This window comes from Pseudomonas sp. CROZ-RG-20F-R04-15 (assembly GCF_022662375.1).
GTDB lineage: Bacteria > Pseudomonadota > Gammaproteobacteria > Pseudomonadales > Pseudomonadaceae > Aquipseudomonas.
Genome location: NZ_JAKNQL010000001.1, coordinates 529,397 through 545,885, shown reverse-complemented (window position 1 = coordinate 545,885; position 16,489 = coordinate 529,397). Strand labels below are relative to the sequence as shown.

Below are 16,489 nucleotides of genomic sequence, written 5' to 3'. Positions count from 1 at the left end.
CAGGGCGTGATTCTACCTGCATTAGGCCTTAAGGGCGCGTGCGTGATGCTGCAAGTGGTCGTCTATGAAGCTCGATATGAAGAAATAGCTGTGGTCGTAGCCCGGTTGCAGGCGCAACGTCAGCGGATGGCCTGCTTGTTTTGCCGCTTGTTGCAAGGCTTCAGGTTTGAGCTGAGTGGCAAGGAAGTCGTCGCGATCACCTTGATCGACCAGCAGCGGCAGTTTTTCGTCCGCGTCGGCAATCAGTGCGCAGGCATCCCATTCCTTCCACTTCGAGCGGTCTTCACCGAGGAAACGGGAAAACGCTTTTTGGCCCCATGGGCAATCCATAGGGTTGTTGATTGGCGAGAACGCCGACACCGATCGATAGCGACCTGGGTTTCGCAGTGCGCAGACCAACGCACCGTGACCGCCCATCGAGTGGCCGCTGATGCTGCGTTTATCCGATGCCGGAAAATGCGCCTCCACCAGTGAAGGCAATTCCTGCACGACATAGTCATGCATCCGATAGTGACGCGACCACGGTTCCTGTGTGGCATTCAGATAGAACCCGGCGCCGAGCCCGAAATCCCACGCGCCATCCGGATCACCCGGTACATCCGGCCCGCGCGGGCTGGTGTCCGGAGCGACGATGATCAACCCGAGTTCGGCCGCCATGCGCATCGCGCCAGCCTTCTGCATGAAGTTTTCATCGGTGCAGGTCAGGCCCGACAGCCAGTACAGTACCGGCAACTTGCCGCCCTGCTCCGCCTGCGGCGGCAGGTACACGGCGAACACCATGTCACAGCCGAGCACATCGGAGCGATGACGATAGCGTTTGTGCCAGCCGCCGAAACTCTTCTGACAGGAGATGTTTTCCAGACTCATGTAAAGACTCCTACGCGGTCACGGTCGCAAGCCTTCAAGACTTGCAGCCGTGTCGCCACGATTGATCAGAAATGAATGACGGTACGGATGCTCTTGCCTTCATGCATCAGGTCGAACGCCTTGTTGATATCTTCCAGACCCATGGTGTGGGTGATGAAAGTATCCAGCGGGATTTCACCGCTCTGCGCCATGTCGACGTAGCTTGGCAATTCGGTGCGACCACGAACACCACCGAATGCCGAACCACGCCAGACACGACCGGTCACCAACTGGAACGGACGGGTGGCTATTTCCTGACCGGCACCGGCCACACCGATGATCACGGATTCGCCCCAGCCTTTATGGCAGCACTCGAGCGCGGCGCGCATCAGTTGCACGTTGCCGATGCATTCGAAGGAGAAGTCGACGCCGCCATCGGTCATGTCGACGATCACTTCCTGGATCGGACGATCGAAATCCTTCGGGTTCACACAGTCGGTTGCACCGAGTTGCCTGGCGATTTCGAACTTGGCCGGGTTGATGTCGATGGCGATGATGCGTGCTGCCTTGGCTTTCACGGCACCGATCACCACGGACAGACCAATGCCCCCCAGACCGAAGATCGCCACGGTGTCACCCGGTTTGACCTTGGCGGTGTTAAGCACTGCACCGATGCCGGTGGTGACGCCACAGCCCAACAGGCAAACTTTTTCCAGTGGCGCGTCCTTGGAGATTTTGGCCACAGAGATTTCCGGCAACACGGTGTATTCCGAGAACGTGGAAGTACCCATGTAGTGGAAAATCGTTTCGCCCTTGTAGGAGAAACGCGAAGTGCCGTCCGGCATCAAGCCTTTGCCCTGGGTTGCGCGAATCGCCTGACACAGGTTGGTCTTGCCCGACTTGCAGAATTTGCACTGGCCGCATTCCGGGGTGTACAGCGGAATGACGTGATCACCGACGGCAACCGAGGTCACGCCTTCGCCGATCGCTTCAACGATGGCGCCACCTTCGTGACCGAGGATCGACGGGAAGATGCCTTCCGGATCCGCGCCGGACAGGGTGTAGGCGTCGGTATGGCAAACACCGGAAGCTACCACGCGCAGCAGCACTTCACCGGCCTTGGGCATGGCTACATCGACTTCTACGATTTCCAGCGGCTTCTTGGCCTCGAAGGCAACGGCGGCGCGCGACTTGATCATGCTGACTCTCCAGTGAATCCATTGAATAAAAAAACCAGACAAGGAGTGTAATACATGGCCTTACGATGAATAATCAGGACAAAAGCAAAAAATTATTGCCACACAGGGATAATCCCGATGTCCGAAAATCGCTGGGAAGGCATCGACGAGTTCGTCGCCGTTGCCGAATGCAGCCAGTTCACCGCCGCTGCCGAGCGCCTTGGCGTTTCTTCCTCCCATGTCAGTCGACAAATCGTACGGTTGGAGGAGCGCCTTCAGACGCGTCTGCTTTATCGCAGCACCCGTCGGGTGACGCTGACTGAAGCCGGACAGACCTTTCTGCAACATTGCCAACGCTTGCAGGACGGACGCGAAGAGGCCTTGCGTGCGGTCGGCGATCTGACCAGCGAACCGAAAGGCATGCTGCGCATGACGTGTGCCGTGGCTTACGGCGAACGTTTTATCGTGCCGCTGGTGACGCGTTTCATGGGGCTTTATCCGCAGCTGCGCATCGATATCGAATTGAGCAACCGCCAGCTCGATCTGGTGCATGAAGGTCTGGATCTGGCGATTCGTTTGGGTCGCTTGCAGGATTCGCGGCTGGTCGCGACACGACTGGCGCCGAGGCGGATGTTTCTCTGCGCTTCACCGTCCTACGTTGAACGGTACGGTCGGCCACACAGCTTGTCGGAACTGAGCCGGCACAATTGCCTGATCGGCAGCTCGGATATTTGGCAGCTTGAGCAAAATGGCCGGGAGTTTTCTCAGCGCGTGCAGGGAAACTGGCGCTGCAACAGTGGGCAGGCGGTGCTGGACGCAGCGCTTCAGGGGGTTGGACTGTGCCAGTTGCCGGATTACTACGTGTTGGAGCATCTGCACAGTGGCGCGTTGATTTCGCTGCTGGAGGCGCATCAGCCACCGAATACGGCGGTGTGGGCGCTGTATCCGCAGCAGCGGCATTTGTCGCCCAAAGTGCGCAAGTTGGTGGATTTTTTGAAGGAAGGGTTGGCTGATCGACCGGAGTATCGAAGCTGAGAGATGGGTTGTTCGTGCGGCCGCCTTCGCGAGCAAGCTCGCTCCCACAGGGGAACCGCAGTAAATGCAAATTTGGTGTCAGCCGCAGATCAAAGGTGGGAGCGAGATTGGTCGCGAAGGCTGCGCATTAGGCGCCACAGCACTCAGCGTCGATTCGCCCAACGCTGGCGCAACCATTCGAGGTCTTCAGACCGGGTCACCTTGAGGTTATCCGCCCGCCCTTCAATCAGACGCGGCGCCAGGCCCGCCCACTCCATCGCCGAAGCCTCATCGGTAATCACCGCATCTGCCACCAGACTGTCCGCCAACGCCCGATGCAACGCACCAAGGCGAAACATCTGCGGCGTATACGCCTGCCAGATAATGCTGCGATCAACGGTCTCAACCACACGACCGTGTTTATCGACCCGCTTCAACGTGTCGCGCGCCGGCACCGCGAGCAAACCGCCGACCGGATCATCCGCCAGTTCATCGAGTAACTTGTCAAGATCATCGCGACTCAGATTCGGCCGTGCCGCATCGTGCACCAACACCCAATCTTCGTCATCGGCACCCTGCGCATGCAGGTGCAGCAAGGCATTGAGCACCGAACCAGAACGCTCGGTCCCGCCGTCTACCCGCTGAATGCGCGGATCGCTGGCGCAGGCCAGGTTTGGCCAGTAAGGATCATCAACTGCAAGACTGACCACCAGCCCCTTGAGGCTTGGGTGATCGAGGAAACAGCCGAGGCTGTGTTCAAGAATTGTGCGCCCCCCCAGTTGCAGATACTGCTTGGGACGGTCCGCGGCCATTCGGGCACCGACGCCCGCGGCAGGAATCACGGCCCAGAAGGCCGGAAGGGAATTGATCATTGGGCCAACTGGTAAAGGGTTTCGCCGTCCTTGACCATGCCCAGCTCGTGACGAGCCCGCTCTTCAACGGTCTCCATACCCTTTTTCAACTCGCTGACTTCAGCGTCCATCACTCGGTTGCGCTCCAGCAAACCTTCGTTCTCGGCATGTTGATCAGCAATCTGCTGATTCAGCTCGGCGACTTGCGCCAGACTGCCATTGCCCACCCACAGGCGGTACTGCAGACCGGCCAGCAGCAAGAGCAAAACGAGAAACAACCAGTAAGGACTGCGCATCGAATATCAGGTATCCAGTGAAAAAAGACAGCCACGCCAAAACTTTGAAACATCTGATAGCACGAAGCCTGGAAGATCCAGGCTTGTGCATTCAAGGCATCAGATTAGTGGCAAATCCATCGCTGTCACGACTTTTTCGACACAATCCGGTGTCCTTCCATCGATTTGTACTTAGCCGCGGAACTCGCTGCGACCGTTGTACTTGGCCTTGCCATTCAACTGCTCTTCGATACGCAGCAGTTGGTTGTACTTGGAAACACGGTCGGAACGGCACAGCGAACCGGTCTTGATCTGGCCAGCCGAGGTGCCCACAGCCAGGTCGGCAATGGTCGAATCTTCGGTTTCGCCGGAACGGTGCGAGATCACCGCGGTGTAACCGGCAGCCTTGGCCATCTGGATGGCTTCCAGGGTTTCGGTCAGCGTGCCGATCTGGTTGAACTTGATCAGGATCGAGTTGGCGATGTTTTTATCGATGCCCTCTTTCAGGATCTTGGTGTTGGTCACGAACAGGTCGTCGCCCACCAGTTGAACCTTCTCGCCGATCTTGTCGGTGAGGATTTTCCAGCCAGCCCAGTCGGACTCGTCCAGACCGTCTTCGATCGAAATGATCGGATAACGTTCGGTCAGGCCTTTCAGGTAATCAGCGAAACCTTCAGCGGTGAACACCTGACCTTCGCCGGACAGGTTGTACTTGCCGTCTTCGTAGAATTCGCTGGCCGCGCAGTCCAGAGCCAGGGTCACGTCGGTGCCCAGCTTGTAACCGGCGTTAGCCACTGCTTCGGAGATCACTTTCAGCGCGTCTTCGTTGGACGCCAGGTTCGGTGCGAAACCGCCTTCGTCGCCAACGGCAGTGCTCAGGCCACGGGCCTTCAGCACAGCTTTCAAGTGATGGAAAATCTCGGTGCCCATGCGCAGACCTTCCGAGAAAGACTTGGCGCCAACCGGCTGCACCATGAATTCCTGGATGTCGACGTTGTTATCGGCGTGCTCGCCACCGTTGATGATGTTCATCATCGGTACCGGCATCGAGTAGACACCCGGAGTACCGTTGAGGTTGGCGATGTGTGCGTACAGCGGCAGATCCTGATCCTGAGCAGCAGCCTTGGCCGCAGCCAGGGACACGGCGAGGATGGCGTTGGCGCCCAGGGTCGCTTTGTTTTCAGTACCGTCGAGCTTGATCATCGCGTGATCCAGGGCTTTCTGGTCGCTTGGGTCGGTGCCCAGCAGCAGATCGCGGATCGGACCGTTGATGTTGGCTACCGCTTTGAGCACGCCCTTGCCCAGATAACGGCTCTTGTCGCCATCACGCAGCTCGAGCGCTTCACGCGAGCCAGTGGATGCACCGGACGGCGCGCAAGCGCTGCCGATGATGCCGTTGTCGAGAAGCACGTCCGCTTCCACGGTGGGATTGCCACGGGAGTCGAGAACTTCACGACCTTTGATGTCGACGATTTTTGCCATTGTTGTAAACACTCCAAAGTTGACGAAAACGACGCAGCTAGAGGAAATCTTTTTACCGTCGGCAAGGGGGTGCAGCGGGCAGACTTGCAGACGATAACGCTCATGCCCGAGGGCATGAGCGACAAATCGTGCGGTACTTTACCGGAGAATTGAGTGTTACGCGGTTTCTACCGTCGGAAAACTCTTCACCAGTTCGTCCAAAGCTTTGAGCTGGGCCAGAAATGGCTCCAGTTTGTCCAGACGCAAGGCGCAAGGGCCGTCGCATTTGGCGTTGTCCGGATCCGGGTGCGCTTCGAGGAACAGACCTGCCAGCGACTGGCTCATGCCCGCCTTGGCCAGATCCAGAACCTGGGCACGGCGACCACCAGCGGAGTCGGCACGACCACCCGGCATTTGCAGCGCGTGGGTCACGTCGAAGAATACCGGGTACTCGAACTGCTTCATGATGCCGAAGCCGAGCATGTCGACCACGAGGTTGTTGTAGCCGAAGCTCGAACCACGCTCGCAGAGGATCAATTGATCGTTACCCGCTTCCACGCACTTGTTCAGGATGTGTTTCATTTCCTGAGGCGCGAGGAACTGGGCTTTCTTGATGTTGATCACTGCATTGGTCTTGGCCATCGCGACGACCAGATCGGTCTGGCGCGACAGGAAGGCCGGCAGTTGAATGATGTCGCAGACCTCAGCGACGACCGCGGCCTGATCAGGCTCGTGGACGTCGGTGATGATCGGCACGCCGAAAGCTTGTTTGATGTCCTGGAAGATGCGCATGCCCTCTTCCAGGCCAGGACCACGATAGGAGGTCACAGAAGAACGGTTGGCCTTGTCGAAACTGGCCTTGAACACATAAGGGATACCGAGTTTCTCGGTGACCTTCACGTACTCCTCGCAAACCTGCATGGCCATGTCACGGCTTTCCAGCACGTTCATGCCGCCGAACAGCACCATGGGTTTGTCGTTGGCAATCTCGATGTCGCCGACGCGGATGATCTTCTGTGCCATCGGGGTTACGCCTTCTTCTGGTGTTGAGCCAACGCTGCTTTGACAAAACCGCTGAACAGCGGATGGCCATCGCGTGGCGTCGAGGTGAACTCAGGGTGGAACTGGCAAGCGACGAACCATGGATGATCCGGTGCTTCAACCACTTCAACCAATGCCGCGTCAGCGGAGCGACCGGAAATCTTCAGGCCGGCTTCGATGATTTGTGGCAGCAGGTTGTTGTTCACTTCATAACGGTGACGGTGACGTTCGACGATCACGTCCTTGCCGTAGCAGTCGTGCACCTTGGAGCCGGCTTCAAGCAGGCATTCCTGTGCGCCGAGACGCATGGTGCCGCCCAGATCGGACGATTCGGTACGCACTTCGACGGCACCGGTCGCGTCTTCCCACTCGGTGATCAGACCGACAACCGGATGGCCGCTGGCGCGGTCGAACTCGGTGGAGTTGGCGTCTTTCCAGCCCATGACGTTACGAGCGAACTCGATGACCGCCACTTGCATACCGAGGCAGATACCCAGGTACGGAACCTTGTTTTCACGAGCGTACTGAACGGCAGTGATCTTGCCTTCCACGCCGCGCAGACCGAAGCCGCCCGGCACGAGGATTGCGTCGACACCTTCGAGCAGCGCAGTGCCCTGGTTCTCGATGTCTTCGGAATCGATGTAGCGCAGGTTGACCTTGGTGCGGTTGCTGATGCCGGCATGACTCATCGCTTCGATCAGCGATTTGTACGCGTCCAGCAGTTCCATGTATTTGCCGACCATGGCAATGGTCACTTCGTGTTCCGGGTTCAGCTTGGCATCAACCACAGCTTCCCACTCGGACAGATCAGCGCTGCCGCATTGCAGGCCGAAACGCTCGACAACAAAATCGTCCAGACCCTGCGAGTGCAGAATGCCCGGGATCTTGTAGATGGTGTCGGCATCTTCCAGGCCGATCACCGCACGCTCTTCAACGTTGGTGAACTGGGCGATCTTGCGACGCGACGAAATGTCGATCGGGTGATCGGAACGGCACACCAGCACGTCTGGCTGCAGGCCGATCGAACGCAGCTCTTTTACCGAGTGCTGAGTTGGCTTGGTTTTGGTTTCGCCGGCAGTGGCGATGTACGGCACCAGTGTCAGGTGCATCAGCATCGCGCGCTTGGCGCCGATTTCGAAACGCAGTTGGCGGATCGCCTCGAGAAACGGTTGCGACTCGATGTCACCGACGGTGCCACCGATTTCAACCATTGCCACGTCAGCGTCACCGGCACCCTTGATGATGCGGCGCTTGATTTCGTCGGTGATGTGCGGGATCACCTGGATGGTTGCACCCAGGTAGTCACCACGGCGCTCTTTGCGCAGCACGTGCTCGTAGACACGGCCAGTGGTGAAGTTGTTGTTCTGGGTCATGGTCGTGCGGATGAACCGCTCGTAGTGACCCAGGTCCAGGTCGGTCTCGGCGCCGTCGTGGGTGACGAACACTTCACCGTGCTGGAACGGGCTCATGGTGCCCGGGTCGACGTTGATGTACGGGTCCAGCTTCAGCATGGTGACCTTAAGTCCCCGCGCCTCCAGGATGGCCGCCAATGAAGCCGATGCAATGCCTTTCCCCAATGAAGAAACAACACCGCCCGTGACGAATATGTAGCGCGTCATGAAAAACCCTAGAAGTCTGCGTTAAAGCGGTACGAGCCGCCGGGGAAAGCGAAGGAAGGCCGAAGCCCCCGATCACCTGCATTAATCACAGTGCACCTTTCAAAAAAACCGCCGCGTTGGGACAGACCGGCAGGTGAAACACCGGTACGTTGCTCGCTACACATTTTTTGGAATCGCCCAGCAAAGACTGCTTGGTAATCGGCAACTCCTGCAATTCAGGCGAATCCACAGAAGTTGTATCAAGAAGGGAGCGTAGTCTACCGGAATGCTCCTTTCAGCTCAAACCTTGATCTTCGTCTGTTGGCAGCCAATGCAATTTCCAGCCGTCCTGCAGATGGCCATCAAGCCCCGGCAGGTTCGCCACCGCGAGCAATTCATCGCCGCGAAACAGCAGCGGCAATCTGCCACGCACGAACCCCGGCACCGCACGCTCATTGAGCAGGCGCTTGAGATCACGGTGACCGCGATCCGCCAGATGCATGACTTCGCCGCCCTGCCGATAGCGAATCTGCAAAGGCCCGACGGGAGTCTGCCCGCTGAACATGACACGTCCGTTATCGGCCAAGCGTAGCGCTGACGCCGGGATCTGCCACTCGGCGTCGATCATCGGCGTGCGTAGCCAGTGACCGCTGAGCCACCACAGACGACCGGCACTGCGGTGCAACTCGCCATCGGCCAGACGCCAGACCGGTGACGCATCAGGAGCGGCATCGCACAGATCCGTCCAACCCGACCAATGGTCGGTGTCAGGCAGGCGCGTCAGCGGCTCAAGCCAGTGACTGAGGGCGTTTCGCTGGCGGGCGGCAGACAACGCCGCCAGCGACGCCAACTCCAGAGACGGCAATCCCAGCCATTCGAAATCATGAGCGGTAGCGGCTTGCGTCAGATCGATCTGCGCCAGCTCATCCAGCAATCCTTGGGCTTCACGCAGATGCGCGGCACTGCGAGCCATGCTTGTCTGCGCTTGCGGCCAGCGTTCGCTCAGCAACGGCATGACCTGATGCCGCAGGTAATTGCGCGAGAACTGCCGATCCTGATTCGACGGGTCTTCAATCCAGCTCAATTGATGAGCTTGCGCATACGCTTCGAGTTCGGCCCGGGAAACATCGAGCAATGGACGAATCAGCGTCCCCTGCCCCATCGGACGCTGCCGCGGCATCGCGGATAATCCGCGCACACCGGCACCGCGCAGCAGCCGGAACAACAGCGTTTCCGCTTGATCATCGCGATGCTGACCTGTCAACAACACATCATTGGCTTGCGTCAGTGAACCGAACACAGCGTACCGCGCATTCCGCGCTGCGCGCTCCAGACTGGCACCCGGCTGCACTTTCACCCGCTCGATCAGCAACGGAACACCCAGCGCATCGCACACGGACTGGCAATGCTGCGGCCAAGCGTCAGCCGCAGCCTGGAGGCCGTGGTGAATATGAATAGCGTTGAGTGGAGGGAGGGATTCGGATTTTGCGAGATGGGCAAGCAGATGCAGCAGAACAGTGGAGTCGAGACCACCGGAGAATGCGATAAGCCAATGAGTGGCGTTGCGCCAAGGCTCAAGGCTCAGTAATAACCGGGAAGGCAAATCAATCGAGAACTGACTCATTTTTTCACCTTCACCGAAACCAATGTGGGAGCGAGCTTGCTCGCGAAAGCGGTTCAACATTCAACATTTTCGTTGCCTGTTATAACGCCTTCGCGAGCAAGCTCGCTCCCACAGTGTTTTGCATTGTCAGCTAAATCGGCGTTCGATCAGAGACCGTAGCTCATCAGTCGATCATAACGGCGCTTCAACAGCGCTTCGTTATCGAATTTCTTCAGCATCGCCAGTTGCGAGCTCAGCTCTGCACGAATAGAAGCCGCCGCAGCCGCCGGATCACGGTGCGCGCCGCCCAAAGGCTCGCCAATCACCTTGTCGACAATACCCAGACCTTTCAGGCGCTCGGCGGTGATACCCATCGCTTCAGCGGCATCCGGGGCCTTTTCTGCGGTTTTCCACAGAATCGAGGCGCAACCTTCCGGCGAGATCACCGCGTAGGTCGAGTATTGCAGCATGTTCAGTTGATCGCAGACACCGATCGCCAGTGCACCACCGGAACCACCTTCACCGATAACGGTGGCGATGATTGGAGTCTTCAGGCGCGACATCACGCGCAGGTTCCAGGCAATCGCTTCACTCTGGTTGCGCTCTTCAGCGTCAATACCCGGGTAAGCACCCGGGGTGTCGATGAAGGTCAGGATCGGCATTTTGAAACGCTCGGCCATTTCCATCAGACGGCAAGCCTTGCGGTAGCCTTCCGGACGCGGCATGCCGAAGTTGCGGCGAACTTTCTCGCGCACTTCGCGGCCTTTCTGGTGACCGATGATCATCACCGGTTGATCATCCAGACGGGCGATACCGCCAACGATAGCGGCGTCGTCAGAGAAGTGACGGTCGCCGTGCAGTTCGTCGAACTCGGTGAAGATGTGCTCGATGTAGTCAAGGGTGTACGGGCGTTTCGGGTGACGCGCCAGGCGTGCGATCTGCCAGCTGGTCAGCTTGCCGAAGATGTCTTCGGTCAGCGTCTTGCTCTTGTCCTGCAGGCGGGAGATCTCATCGCCGATATTCAGCGAATTGTCATTACCGACCAAGCGCAACTCTTCGATCTTGGCTTGCAGGTCGGCGATCGGCTGTTCGAAATCTAGAAAATTCGGGTTCATAGGCGTCCGTCTTGGGTCGTGTCCCAAATGAGCTTGGGCCGGCCGGTTGTCTATTCGCGCCCTACCTTAAGGGAGAGGCGCGCTGAGGTCGAGATTAAAAATTCAGGTTGCGGGCGAGCGCCATGATGGCACTCACCGGTCAACGGTATTGGAGGAAGACGTTGTCTCGCCCGAACTGGTCACGCAGAGCCTGAATCAAGGCATCCGCCGGGTCGATCCGCCAGGTCTCGCCAAACTGCAGCAAGGTCTTCGCATCGGGGCTGGTGTACTCCATGGTCACCGGGCACGCGCCGCGATGACGCTTGAGCAACTCGCCCAACCAGCGTAGCTGATCGCCTTTCAAGTCCTGAGTCTGAAGCTTCAGACGCAGGCTTTCGGCCAGGTTGGTGCGGGCATCTTCCATGCTCATCACGCGCTTGACCCGCAGCTTCAGGCCGCCGGAGAAGTCGTCATTGCTGACCTCGCCTTCGACGACGACCATCGCGTCAGTCTGCAACAACGACTGCGCCGCATGGAACGACTCGGAAAACAGCGAGGCCTCGATGCGTCCAGAGCGGTCATCCAGGGTGATGAACCCCATTTTGTCGCCCTTCTTGTTCTTCATGACCCGCAGCGCAATGATCATCCCTGCGACGGTCTGGGTATCTCGCGCCGGTTTCAGATCAATGATGCGCTGGCGGGCGAAACGACGGATTTCACCTTCGTATTCATCAATCGGGTGACCGGTCAGGTACAGGCCCAGGGTGTCTTTCTCCCCTTTGAGCCGCTCCTTGAGCGTCAACTCCTTGGCCTTGCGATGGTTGGCGTAAACGTCAGCGTCTTCTTCGACGAACAGTCCACCGAACAGGTCCGAGTGCCCGCTGTCCTGAGTGCGTGCAGTTTGTTCGGCGGCCTTGATCGCCTCTTCCATGGCCGTCAGCAGCACCGCGCGGTTGCGGTCGATGTTGGCCTGGTAGGCTTTTTGCTCATCGTGGAAGTACGGGCCAAGGCGATCCAGAGCGCCGCTGCGGATCAAGCCGTCGAGCGTGCGTTTGTTGATGCGCTTGAGGTCGACCCGGGCGCAGAAATCGAACAGGTCCTTGAATGGCCCCGCCAGACGCGCCTCAGTGATCGCCTCAACCGGCCCCTCGCCTACGCCTTTGATCGCACCCAGGCCATAGATGATCCGGCCCTCATCGTTCACCGTGAACTTGAACTCCGACGTGTTCACGTCCGGCGCGTCGAGGCGCAGCTTCATGGTGCGAATTTCTTCGATCAAGGTCACGACCTTGTCGGTATTGTGCATGTCCGCCGACAGTACCGCGGCCATGAACGGCGCCGGGTAATGGGTTTTCAGCCAGGCGGTCTGGTACGACACCAGACCGTAAGCAGCGGAGTGAGACTTGTTGAAGCCGTAACCGGCGAATTTTTCCACCAGGTCGAAAATGTTACCGGCGAGGTCGGCGTCGATATTGTTGGTCTTGCAACCCTCAATGAAACCGCCGCGCTGCTTGGCCATTTCTTCGGGTTTTTTCTTACCCATCGCCCGACGCAGCATGTCTGCACCGCCGAGGGTGTAACCGGCCATGACCTGAGCAATCTGCATCACCTGTTCCTGATACAGGATGATGCCGTAAGTCGGCGCCAGAACAGGCTTGAGGCCTTCGTACTGGTAGTCCGAGTGCGGGTACGCCAGTTCGGCGCGACCGTGCTTACGGTTGATGAAGTCATCCACCATGCCGGACTGCAGCGGGCCCGGACGGAACAGGGCCACCAGTGCGATCAAGTCTTCGAGGCAGTCGGGCTTGAGCTTTTTGATCAGCTCTTTCATGCCGCGCGATTCAAGCTGGAACACCGCCGTGGTTTCAGCTTTCTGCAACAACGAGTACGTCGGTTTGTCGTCCAGCGGGATGAACGCGATGTCCAGTGGCGGTTCGTTGACCTTGGCGCGGTCGCGGTTGATGGTCTTCAGCGCCCAGTCGATCACCGTCAGCGTACGCAGACCGAGGAAGTCGAACTTCACCAGACCGGCAGCTTCAACGTCGTCCTTGTCGAACTGGGTTACCAGACCGTCGCCGGCCTCATCGCAATAGATCGGCGAGAAGTCGGTCAGTTTGGTCGGCGCGATCACCACACCACCGGCGTGTTTACCGACGTTACGCACGACGCCCTCAAGCTTGCGCGCCATCTCCCAGATTTCCGCAGCCTCTTCATCGACCTTGATGAAGTCACGCAGGATTTCTTCCTGCTCGTAGGCTTTTTCCAGGGTCATGCCGACTTCGAACGGAATCATCTTCGACAGACGATCAGCCAGGCCGTAGGACTTGCCCTGCACCCGCGCCACGTCACGCACCACCGCTTTTGCGGCCATGGAACCGAATGTAATGATCTGGCTTACCGCGTTGCGGCCGTATTTCTCGGCCACGTAATCGATCACCCGGTCACGACCGTCCATGCAGAAGTCGACGTCGAAGTCGGGCATCGAGACCCGTTCCGGGTTAAGGAAACGTTCGAACAGCAGGTCGTATTCCAGCGGGTCGAGGTCGGTGATCTTCTGCACGTAGGCCACCAACGAACCGGCACCCGATCCGCGCCCAGGACCTACCGGCACGCCGTTGCTCTTGGCCCACTGGATAAAGTCCATAACGATGAGGAAGTAACCGGGAAAACCCATCTGGATGATGATATCCAGCTCGAAATTCAAGCGGTCGACGTAGACCTGACGCTTGGCTTCGTAATCTTCGGTGGTGTCTTTGGGCAGCAGCACCGCCAAGCGCTCTTCGAGACCGTCGAAGGACACTTTGCGGAAATATTCGTCGATGGTCATGCCATCGGGAATCGGGAAGTTGGGCAGGAAGTGCGTGCCCAGCTTCACTTCGATGTTGCAGCGCTTGGCGATCTCGACGGTGTTTTCGATGGCGTCGGGAATATCGCTGAACAGCTCGATCATTTCCTCGGCGCTTTTCAGGTATTGCTGATCGCTGTAATTCTTCGAACGGCGCGGATCGTCGAGGGCGCGGCCCTCACCGATGCAGACGCGGGTTTCGTGGGCGGCGAAGTCTTCCTGCTTAATGAAGCGCACATCGTTGGTCGCCACCAGCGGCGCGCCGAGCTTGTCAGCGAGCGCGACAGCACCGTGCAGTTGCTCTTCATCGTTGGGCCGATTGGTGCGCTGGATTTCCAGATAGAAGCGATCCGGGAACACCACCATCCATTCACGCGCCAGCGCTTCGGCCTCAGCCGGGTTGCCGCCGATCATGGCCATACCGATTTCGCCTTCTTTGGCGGCGGACAGCATGATCAGGCCTTCGTTGGCTTCAGCGACCCACTCACGCTCGATGATGATCATGCCGTTGCGCTGGCCTTCGATGAAGCCGCGCGAGATCAACTCGGTGAGGTTGCGATAACCCTTGGCGTTCATCACCAACAGGCTGAGCCGGCTCAGCGGCGCGTCCGGGTCCTTGTTCGACAGCCACAGGTCGGCGCCGCAGATTGGCTTGATGCCAGCGCCCATGGTGTTTTTATAGAATTTGACCAGGGAACACATGTTGTTCTGGTCGGTGACCGCGACCGCCGGCATGTTCATGCCGGTCAGCGCCTTGACCAGTGGCTTGATCCGCACCAGCCCGTCGACCAGCGAGTATTCAGTGTGCAGGCGTAGATGAACGAATGAAGCCGGCATAGTGATCCTGTCCAGTTACATAAAGACAACAAGGCCCGGATTGTACCGGGCCTCGAACAAAACATCAGCCTTGCGACTAAACCTGCGTCAGGCCTTCGAGCGCTTCATAAGCCAGACGCACCGGGGCAAACGAGCGCCGGTGAATAGGCGTCGGGCCGAGACGCACCAACGCTTCCAGATGAACGGGCGTCGGGTAGCCTTTATGGCCACCGATGCCGTAACCCGGATAGATCAATTCGAACGCAGCCATTTCACGGTCGCGACTGACTTTAGCGAGAATCGACGCAGCGGCAATCGCCGGCACCTTGCCGTCGCCCTGCACCACCGCTTCGGCGCGCATCGGCAGTTGCGGGCAGCGGTTGCCGTCGATCATCGCCAGTTTCGGCTGAATGTGCAGGCCGGCCACTGCGCGCTGCATGGCCAGCATGGTCGCGTGGAGAATGTTCAGCTCGTCAATTTCTTCGACTTCGGCGCGAGCGATGCACCAGCTCAGGGATTTCTCGATGATCTCGTCGTAGAGCTTTTCACGCTTGGCTTCGGTGAGTTTCTTCGAGTCGTTGAGACCGAGAATCGGCCGGTTCGGATCGAGAATCACCGCCGCTGTCACCACCGCACCGCACAACGGGCCACGACCGACTTCATCGACACCGGCGACCAAATCTTCAACTTCGGCAACCAGGGTGAAATCCAGGCCCATCTGCATGCTTGTCTTGCTCATCGTGTTTGACCGATCAGGTTAAGGACGGCGTCCGCCGCCTGATTGGAGGCGTCCAGCCGCAGCGTGCGGTGGATCTCGTCGAAGCCACGGGTCTGTTCCTCGCCGCCTTCGATCAGCGGCGACAGGGTCTGCGCCAACGCTTCGACCGTAGCATCATCCTGCAACAATTCCGGGACCAGCAGACGCTGGGCCAGCAGATTCGGCAAGGACACGTACGGGCTCTTGACCATGCGCTTCAGAATCCAGAACGTCAGCGGTGCCAAACGGTACGCCACCACCATCGGCCGCTTGTACAACAGCGCTTCCAATGTGGCCGTGCCGGAGGCGATCAACACCGCATTGCACGCCGCCAAGGCCAGATGCGATTTGCCATCGAGCAGGGTCACCGGCAGATCGCGGCCTGCGAGCAGCTCTTCAAGCTGCGCGCGGCGTTCGGCATTGGCGCACGGAATGACAAAGCGCAAACCCGGGCGCATCGCACGCAGACGTTCGGCAGTATCGAGGAACAGCGCGCCGAGGCGGGATACTTCGCCACCACGGCTGCCGGGCATCAACGCCACCAACGGACCGTCGGACAGGCCCAGTTCGGCACGCGCCGCAGCGCGATCAGCTTCCAGCGGAATGGTATCGGCCAGCGTGTGACCGACGAACCGTACCGGTACGCCTTTTTCTTCGTAGAACTTTGCTTCGAACGGCAGCAGCGTCAACATCAGGTCGCAACCTTCGCGGATCTTCAGCACACGCTTCTGCCGCCACGCCCACACCGACGGGCTGACGTAATGCACGGTCTTGATCCCGGCCTGACGCAACTTGAGTTCGATATTGAGGTTGAAGTCCGGGGCGTCGATACCGATGAACACGTCCGGCTTCTCGGCGATCAGCGTGGCGATCAGGTCCTTGCGGCGCTTGAGCAACTCACGCAGGCGCCCGAGTACTTCCACCAGGCCCATGACCGACAAACGTTCCATCGGAAAGTAGGAGGTCAGGCCTTCGGCCTGCATCAACTGACCGCCGACGCCGATGAATTCAACCGCCGGATGCTGTGCCTTGAGGGCGCGCATGAGACCGGCGCCGAGAATGTCACCGGAAGCTTCACCTGCCACCAGCGCAATACGCAGATTGGCCATG

13 protein-coding genes are annotated in these 16,489 nt (G+C 58.8%); 1 reads left to right on the top strand and 12 read right to left on the bottom strand.

The window, feature by feature from the left end; all coding sequences use genetic code 11:
- Positions 1–21: 21 nt before the first annotated feature.
- Positions 22–867 carry an S-formylglutathione hydrolase gene (gene fghA, locus L8H52_RS02335; RefSeq protein WP_242204890.1) on the bottom strand — a complete coding sequence of 282 codons (846 nt, stop codon included), beginning with the start codon at positions 865–867 and terminating at the stop codon, positions 22–24.
- Between the two features lie 65 nt (positions 868–932).
- Entirely contained in the window at positions 933–2,045 is a 1,113-nt protein-coding gene (locus L8H52_RS02330; RefSeq protein ID WP_242204893.1) for an S-(hydroxymethyl)glutathione dehydrogenase/class III alcohol dehydrogenase, read from the bottom strand.
- 117 nt (positions 2,046–2,162) lie between these two features.
- Between L8H52_RS02330 and L8H52_RS02325 the strand changes: the two genes are divergently transcribed.
- Positions 2,163–3,059 (top strand): LysR substrate-binding domain-containing protein, encoded by an 897-nt coding sequence (locus L8H52_RS02325; RefSeq protein WP_242204896.1) that lies wholly within the window; start codon positions 2,163–2,165, stop codon positions 3,057–3,059.
- 143 nt (positions 3,060–3,202) lie between these two features.
- On the opposite strand, the gene ispD is transcribed toward L8H52_RS02325, so the two are convergent.
- The 10 genes from ispD to lpxB form a co-directional block, all read right to left on the bottom strand.
- Positions 3,203–3,910 (bottom strand): 2-C-methyl-D-erythritol 4-phosphate cytidylyltransferase, encoded by a 708-nt coding sequence (ispD, locus tag L8H52_RS02320; protein WP_242204898.1) that lies wholly within the window; start codon positions 3,908–3,910, stop codon positions 3,203–3,205.
- Positions 3,907–4,185, bottom strand: a complete 279-nt coding sequence (gene ftsB, locus L8H52_RS02315; protein WP_007908838.1) for a cell division protein FtsB — start codon at positions 4,183–4,185, stop codon at positions 3,907–3,909. The genes ispD and ftsB overlap by 4 nt, the downstream gene beginning before the upstream one ends.
- Before the next feature lie 171 nt (positions 4,186–4,356).
- Positions 4,357–5,646 carry a phosphopyruvate hydratase gene (gene eno, locus L8H52_RS02310; RefSeq protein WP_007908839.1) on the bottom strand — a complete coding sequence of 430 codons (1,290 nt, stop codon included), beginning with the start codon at positions 5,644–5,646 and terminating at the stop codon, positions 4,357–4,359.
- Positions 5,647–5,802: 156 nt separating this feature from the next.
- Complete coding sequence (kdsA, locus tag L8H52_RS02305) at positions 5,803–6,648, bottom strand: 3-deoxy-8-phosphooctulonate synthase (RefSeq protein ID WP_016985082.1); 846 nt, start codon at positions 6,646–6,648, stop codon at positions 5,803–5,805.
- A gap of 5 nt (positions 6,649–6,653) precedes the next feature.
- Positions 6,654–8,285, bottom strand: a complete 1,632-nt coding sequence (locus tag L8H52_RS02300) for a CTP synthase (protein ID WP_034156321.1) — start codon at positions 8,283–8,285, stop codon at positions 6,654–6,656.
- Between the two features lie 274 nt (positions 8,286–8,559).
- Positions 8,560–9,888 carry a tRNA lysidine(34) synthetase TilS gene (gene tilS, locus L8H52_RS02295; RefSeq protein ID WP_242204901.1) on the bottom strand — a complete coding sequence of 443 codons (1,329 nt, stop codon included), beginning with the start codon at positions 9,886–9,888 and terminating at the stop codon, positions 8,560–8,562.
- Between the two features lie 146 nt (positions 9,889–10,034).
- On the bottom strand, positions 10,035–10,982 hold the full coding sequence (locus L8H52_RS02290; protein ID WP_042557889.1) for an acetyl-CoA carboxylase carboxyltransferase subunit alpha: 948 nt from the start codon (positions 10,980–10,982) through the stop codon (positions 10,035–10,037).
- A gap of 139 nt (positions 10,983–11,121) precedes the next feature.
- Positions 11,122–14,643, bottom strand: a complete 3,522-nt coding sequence (gene dnaE / locus L8H52_RS02285) for a DNA polymerase III subunit alpha (protein WP_242204904.1) — start codon at positions 14,641–14,643, stop codon at positions 11,122–11,124.
- 76 nt (positions 14,644–14,719) lie between these two features.
- The gene (gene rnhB, locus L8H52_RS02280; protein ID WP_242205520.1) at positions 14,720–15,346 is read right to left on the bottom strand and encodes a ribonuclease HII; all 627 of its coding nucleotides are present in this window, start codon (positions 15,344–15,346) and stop codon (positions 14,720–14,722) included.
- A gap of 11 nt (positions 15,347–15,357) precedes the next feature.
- Entirely contained in the window at positions 15,358–16,488 is a 1,131-nt protein-coding gene (lpxB, locus tag L8H52_RS02275) for a lipid-A-disaccharide synthase (protein WP_242204906.1), read from the bottom strand.
- Between the last annotated feature and the right edge of the window lies 1 nt (position 16,489).

Excerpts from the sequence above, each read along its gene's own strand:
- tilS (WP_242204901.1), bottom strand. The coding sequence starts at position 9,888 with ATGAGTCAGTTCTCGATTGATTTGCCTTCCCGGTTATTACTGAGCCTT.
- rnhB (WP_242205520.1), bottom strand. The coding sequence starts at position 15,346 with ATGCAGATGGGCCTGGATTTCACCCTGGTTGCCGAAGTTGAAGATTTG.
- L8H52_RS02300 (WP_034156321.1), bottom strand. The coding sequence starts at position 8,285 with ATGACGCGCTACATATTCGTCACGGGCGGTGTTGTTTCTTCATTGGGG.
- ispD (WP_242204898.1), bottom strand. The coding sequence starts at position 3,910 with ATGATCAATTCCCTTCCGGCCTTCTGGGCCGTGATTCCTGCCGCGGGC.
- kdsA (WP_016985082.1), bottom strand. The coding sequence starts at position 6,648 with ATGGCACAGAAGATCATCCGCGTCGGCGACATCGAGATTGCCAACGAC.
- eno (WP_007908839.1), bottom strand. The coding sequence starts at position 5,646 with ATGGCAAAAATCGTCGACATCAAAGGTCGTGAAGTTCTCGACTCCCGT.
- ftsB (WP_007908838.1), bottom strand. The coding sequence starts at position 4,185 with ATGCGCAGTCCTTACTGGTTGTTTCTCGTTTTGCTCTTGCTGCTGGCC.
- L8H52_RS02325 (WP_242204896.1), top strand. The coding sequence starts at position 2,163 with ATGTCCGAAAATCGCTGGGAAGGCATCGACGAGTTCGTCGCCGTTGCC.
- L8H52_RS02330 (WP_242204893.1), bottom strand. The coding sequence starts at position 2,045 with ATGATCAAGTCGCGCGCCGCCGTTGCCTTCGAGGCCAAGAAGCCGCTG.
- lpxB (WP_242204906.1), bottom strand. The coding sequence starts at position 16,488 with ATGGCCAATCTGCGTATTGCGCTGGTGGCAGGTGAAGCTTCCGGTGAC.
- dnaE (WP_242204904.1), bottom strand. The coding sequence starts at position 14,643 with ATGCCGGCTTCATTCGTTCATCTACGCCTGCACACTGAATACTCGCTG.
- L8H52_RS02290 (WP_042557889.1), bottom strand. The coding sequence starts at position 10,982 with ATGAACCCGAATTTTCTAGATTTCGAACAGCCGATCGCCGACCTGCAA.
- fghA (WP_242204890.1), bottom strand. The coding sequence starts at position 867 with ATGAGTCTGGAAAACATCTCCTGTCAGAAGAGTTTCGGCGGCTGGCAC.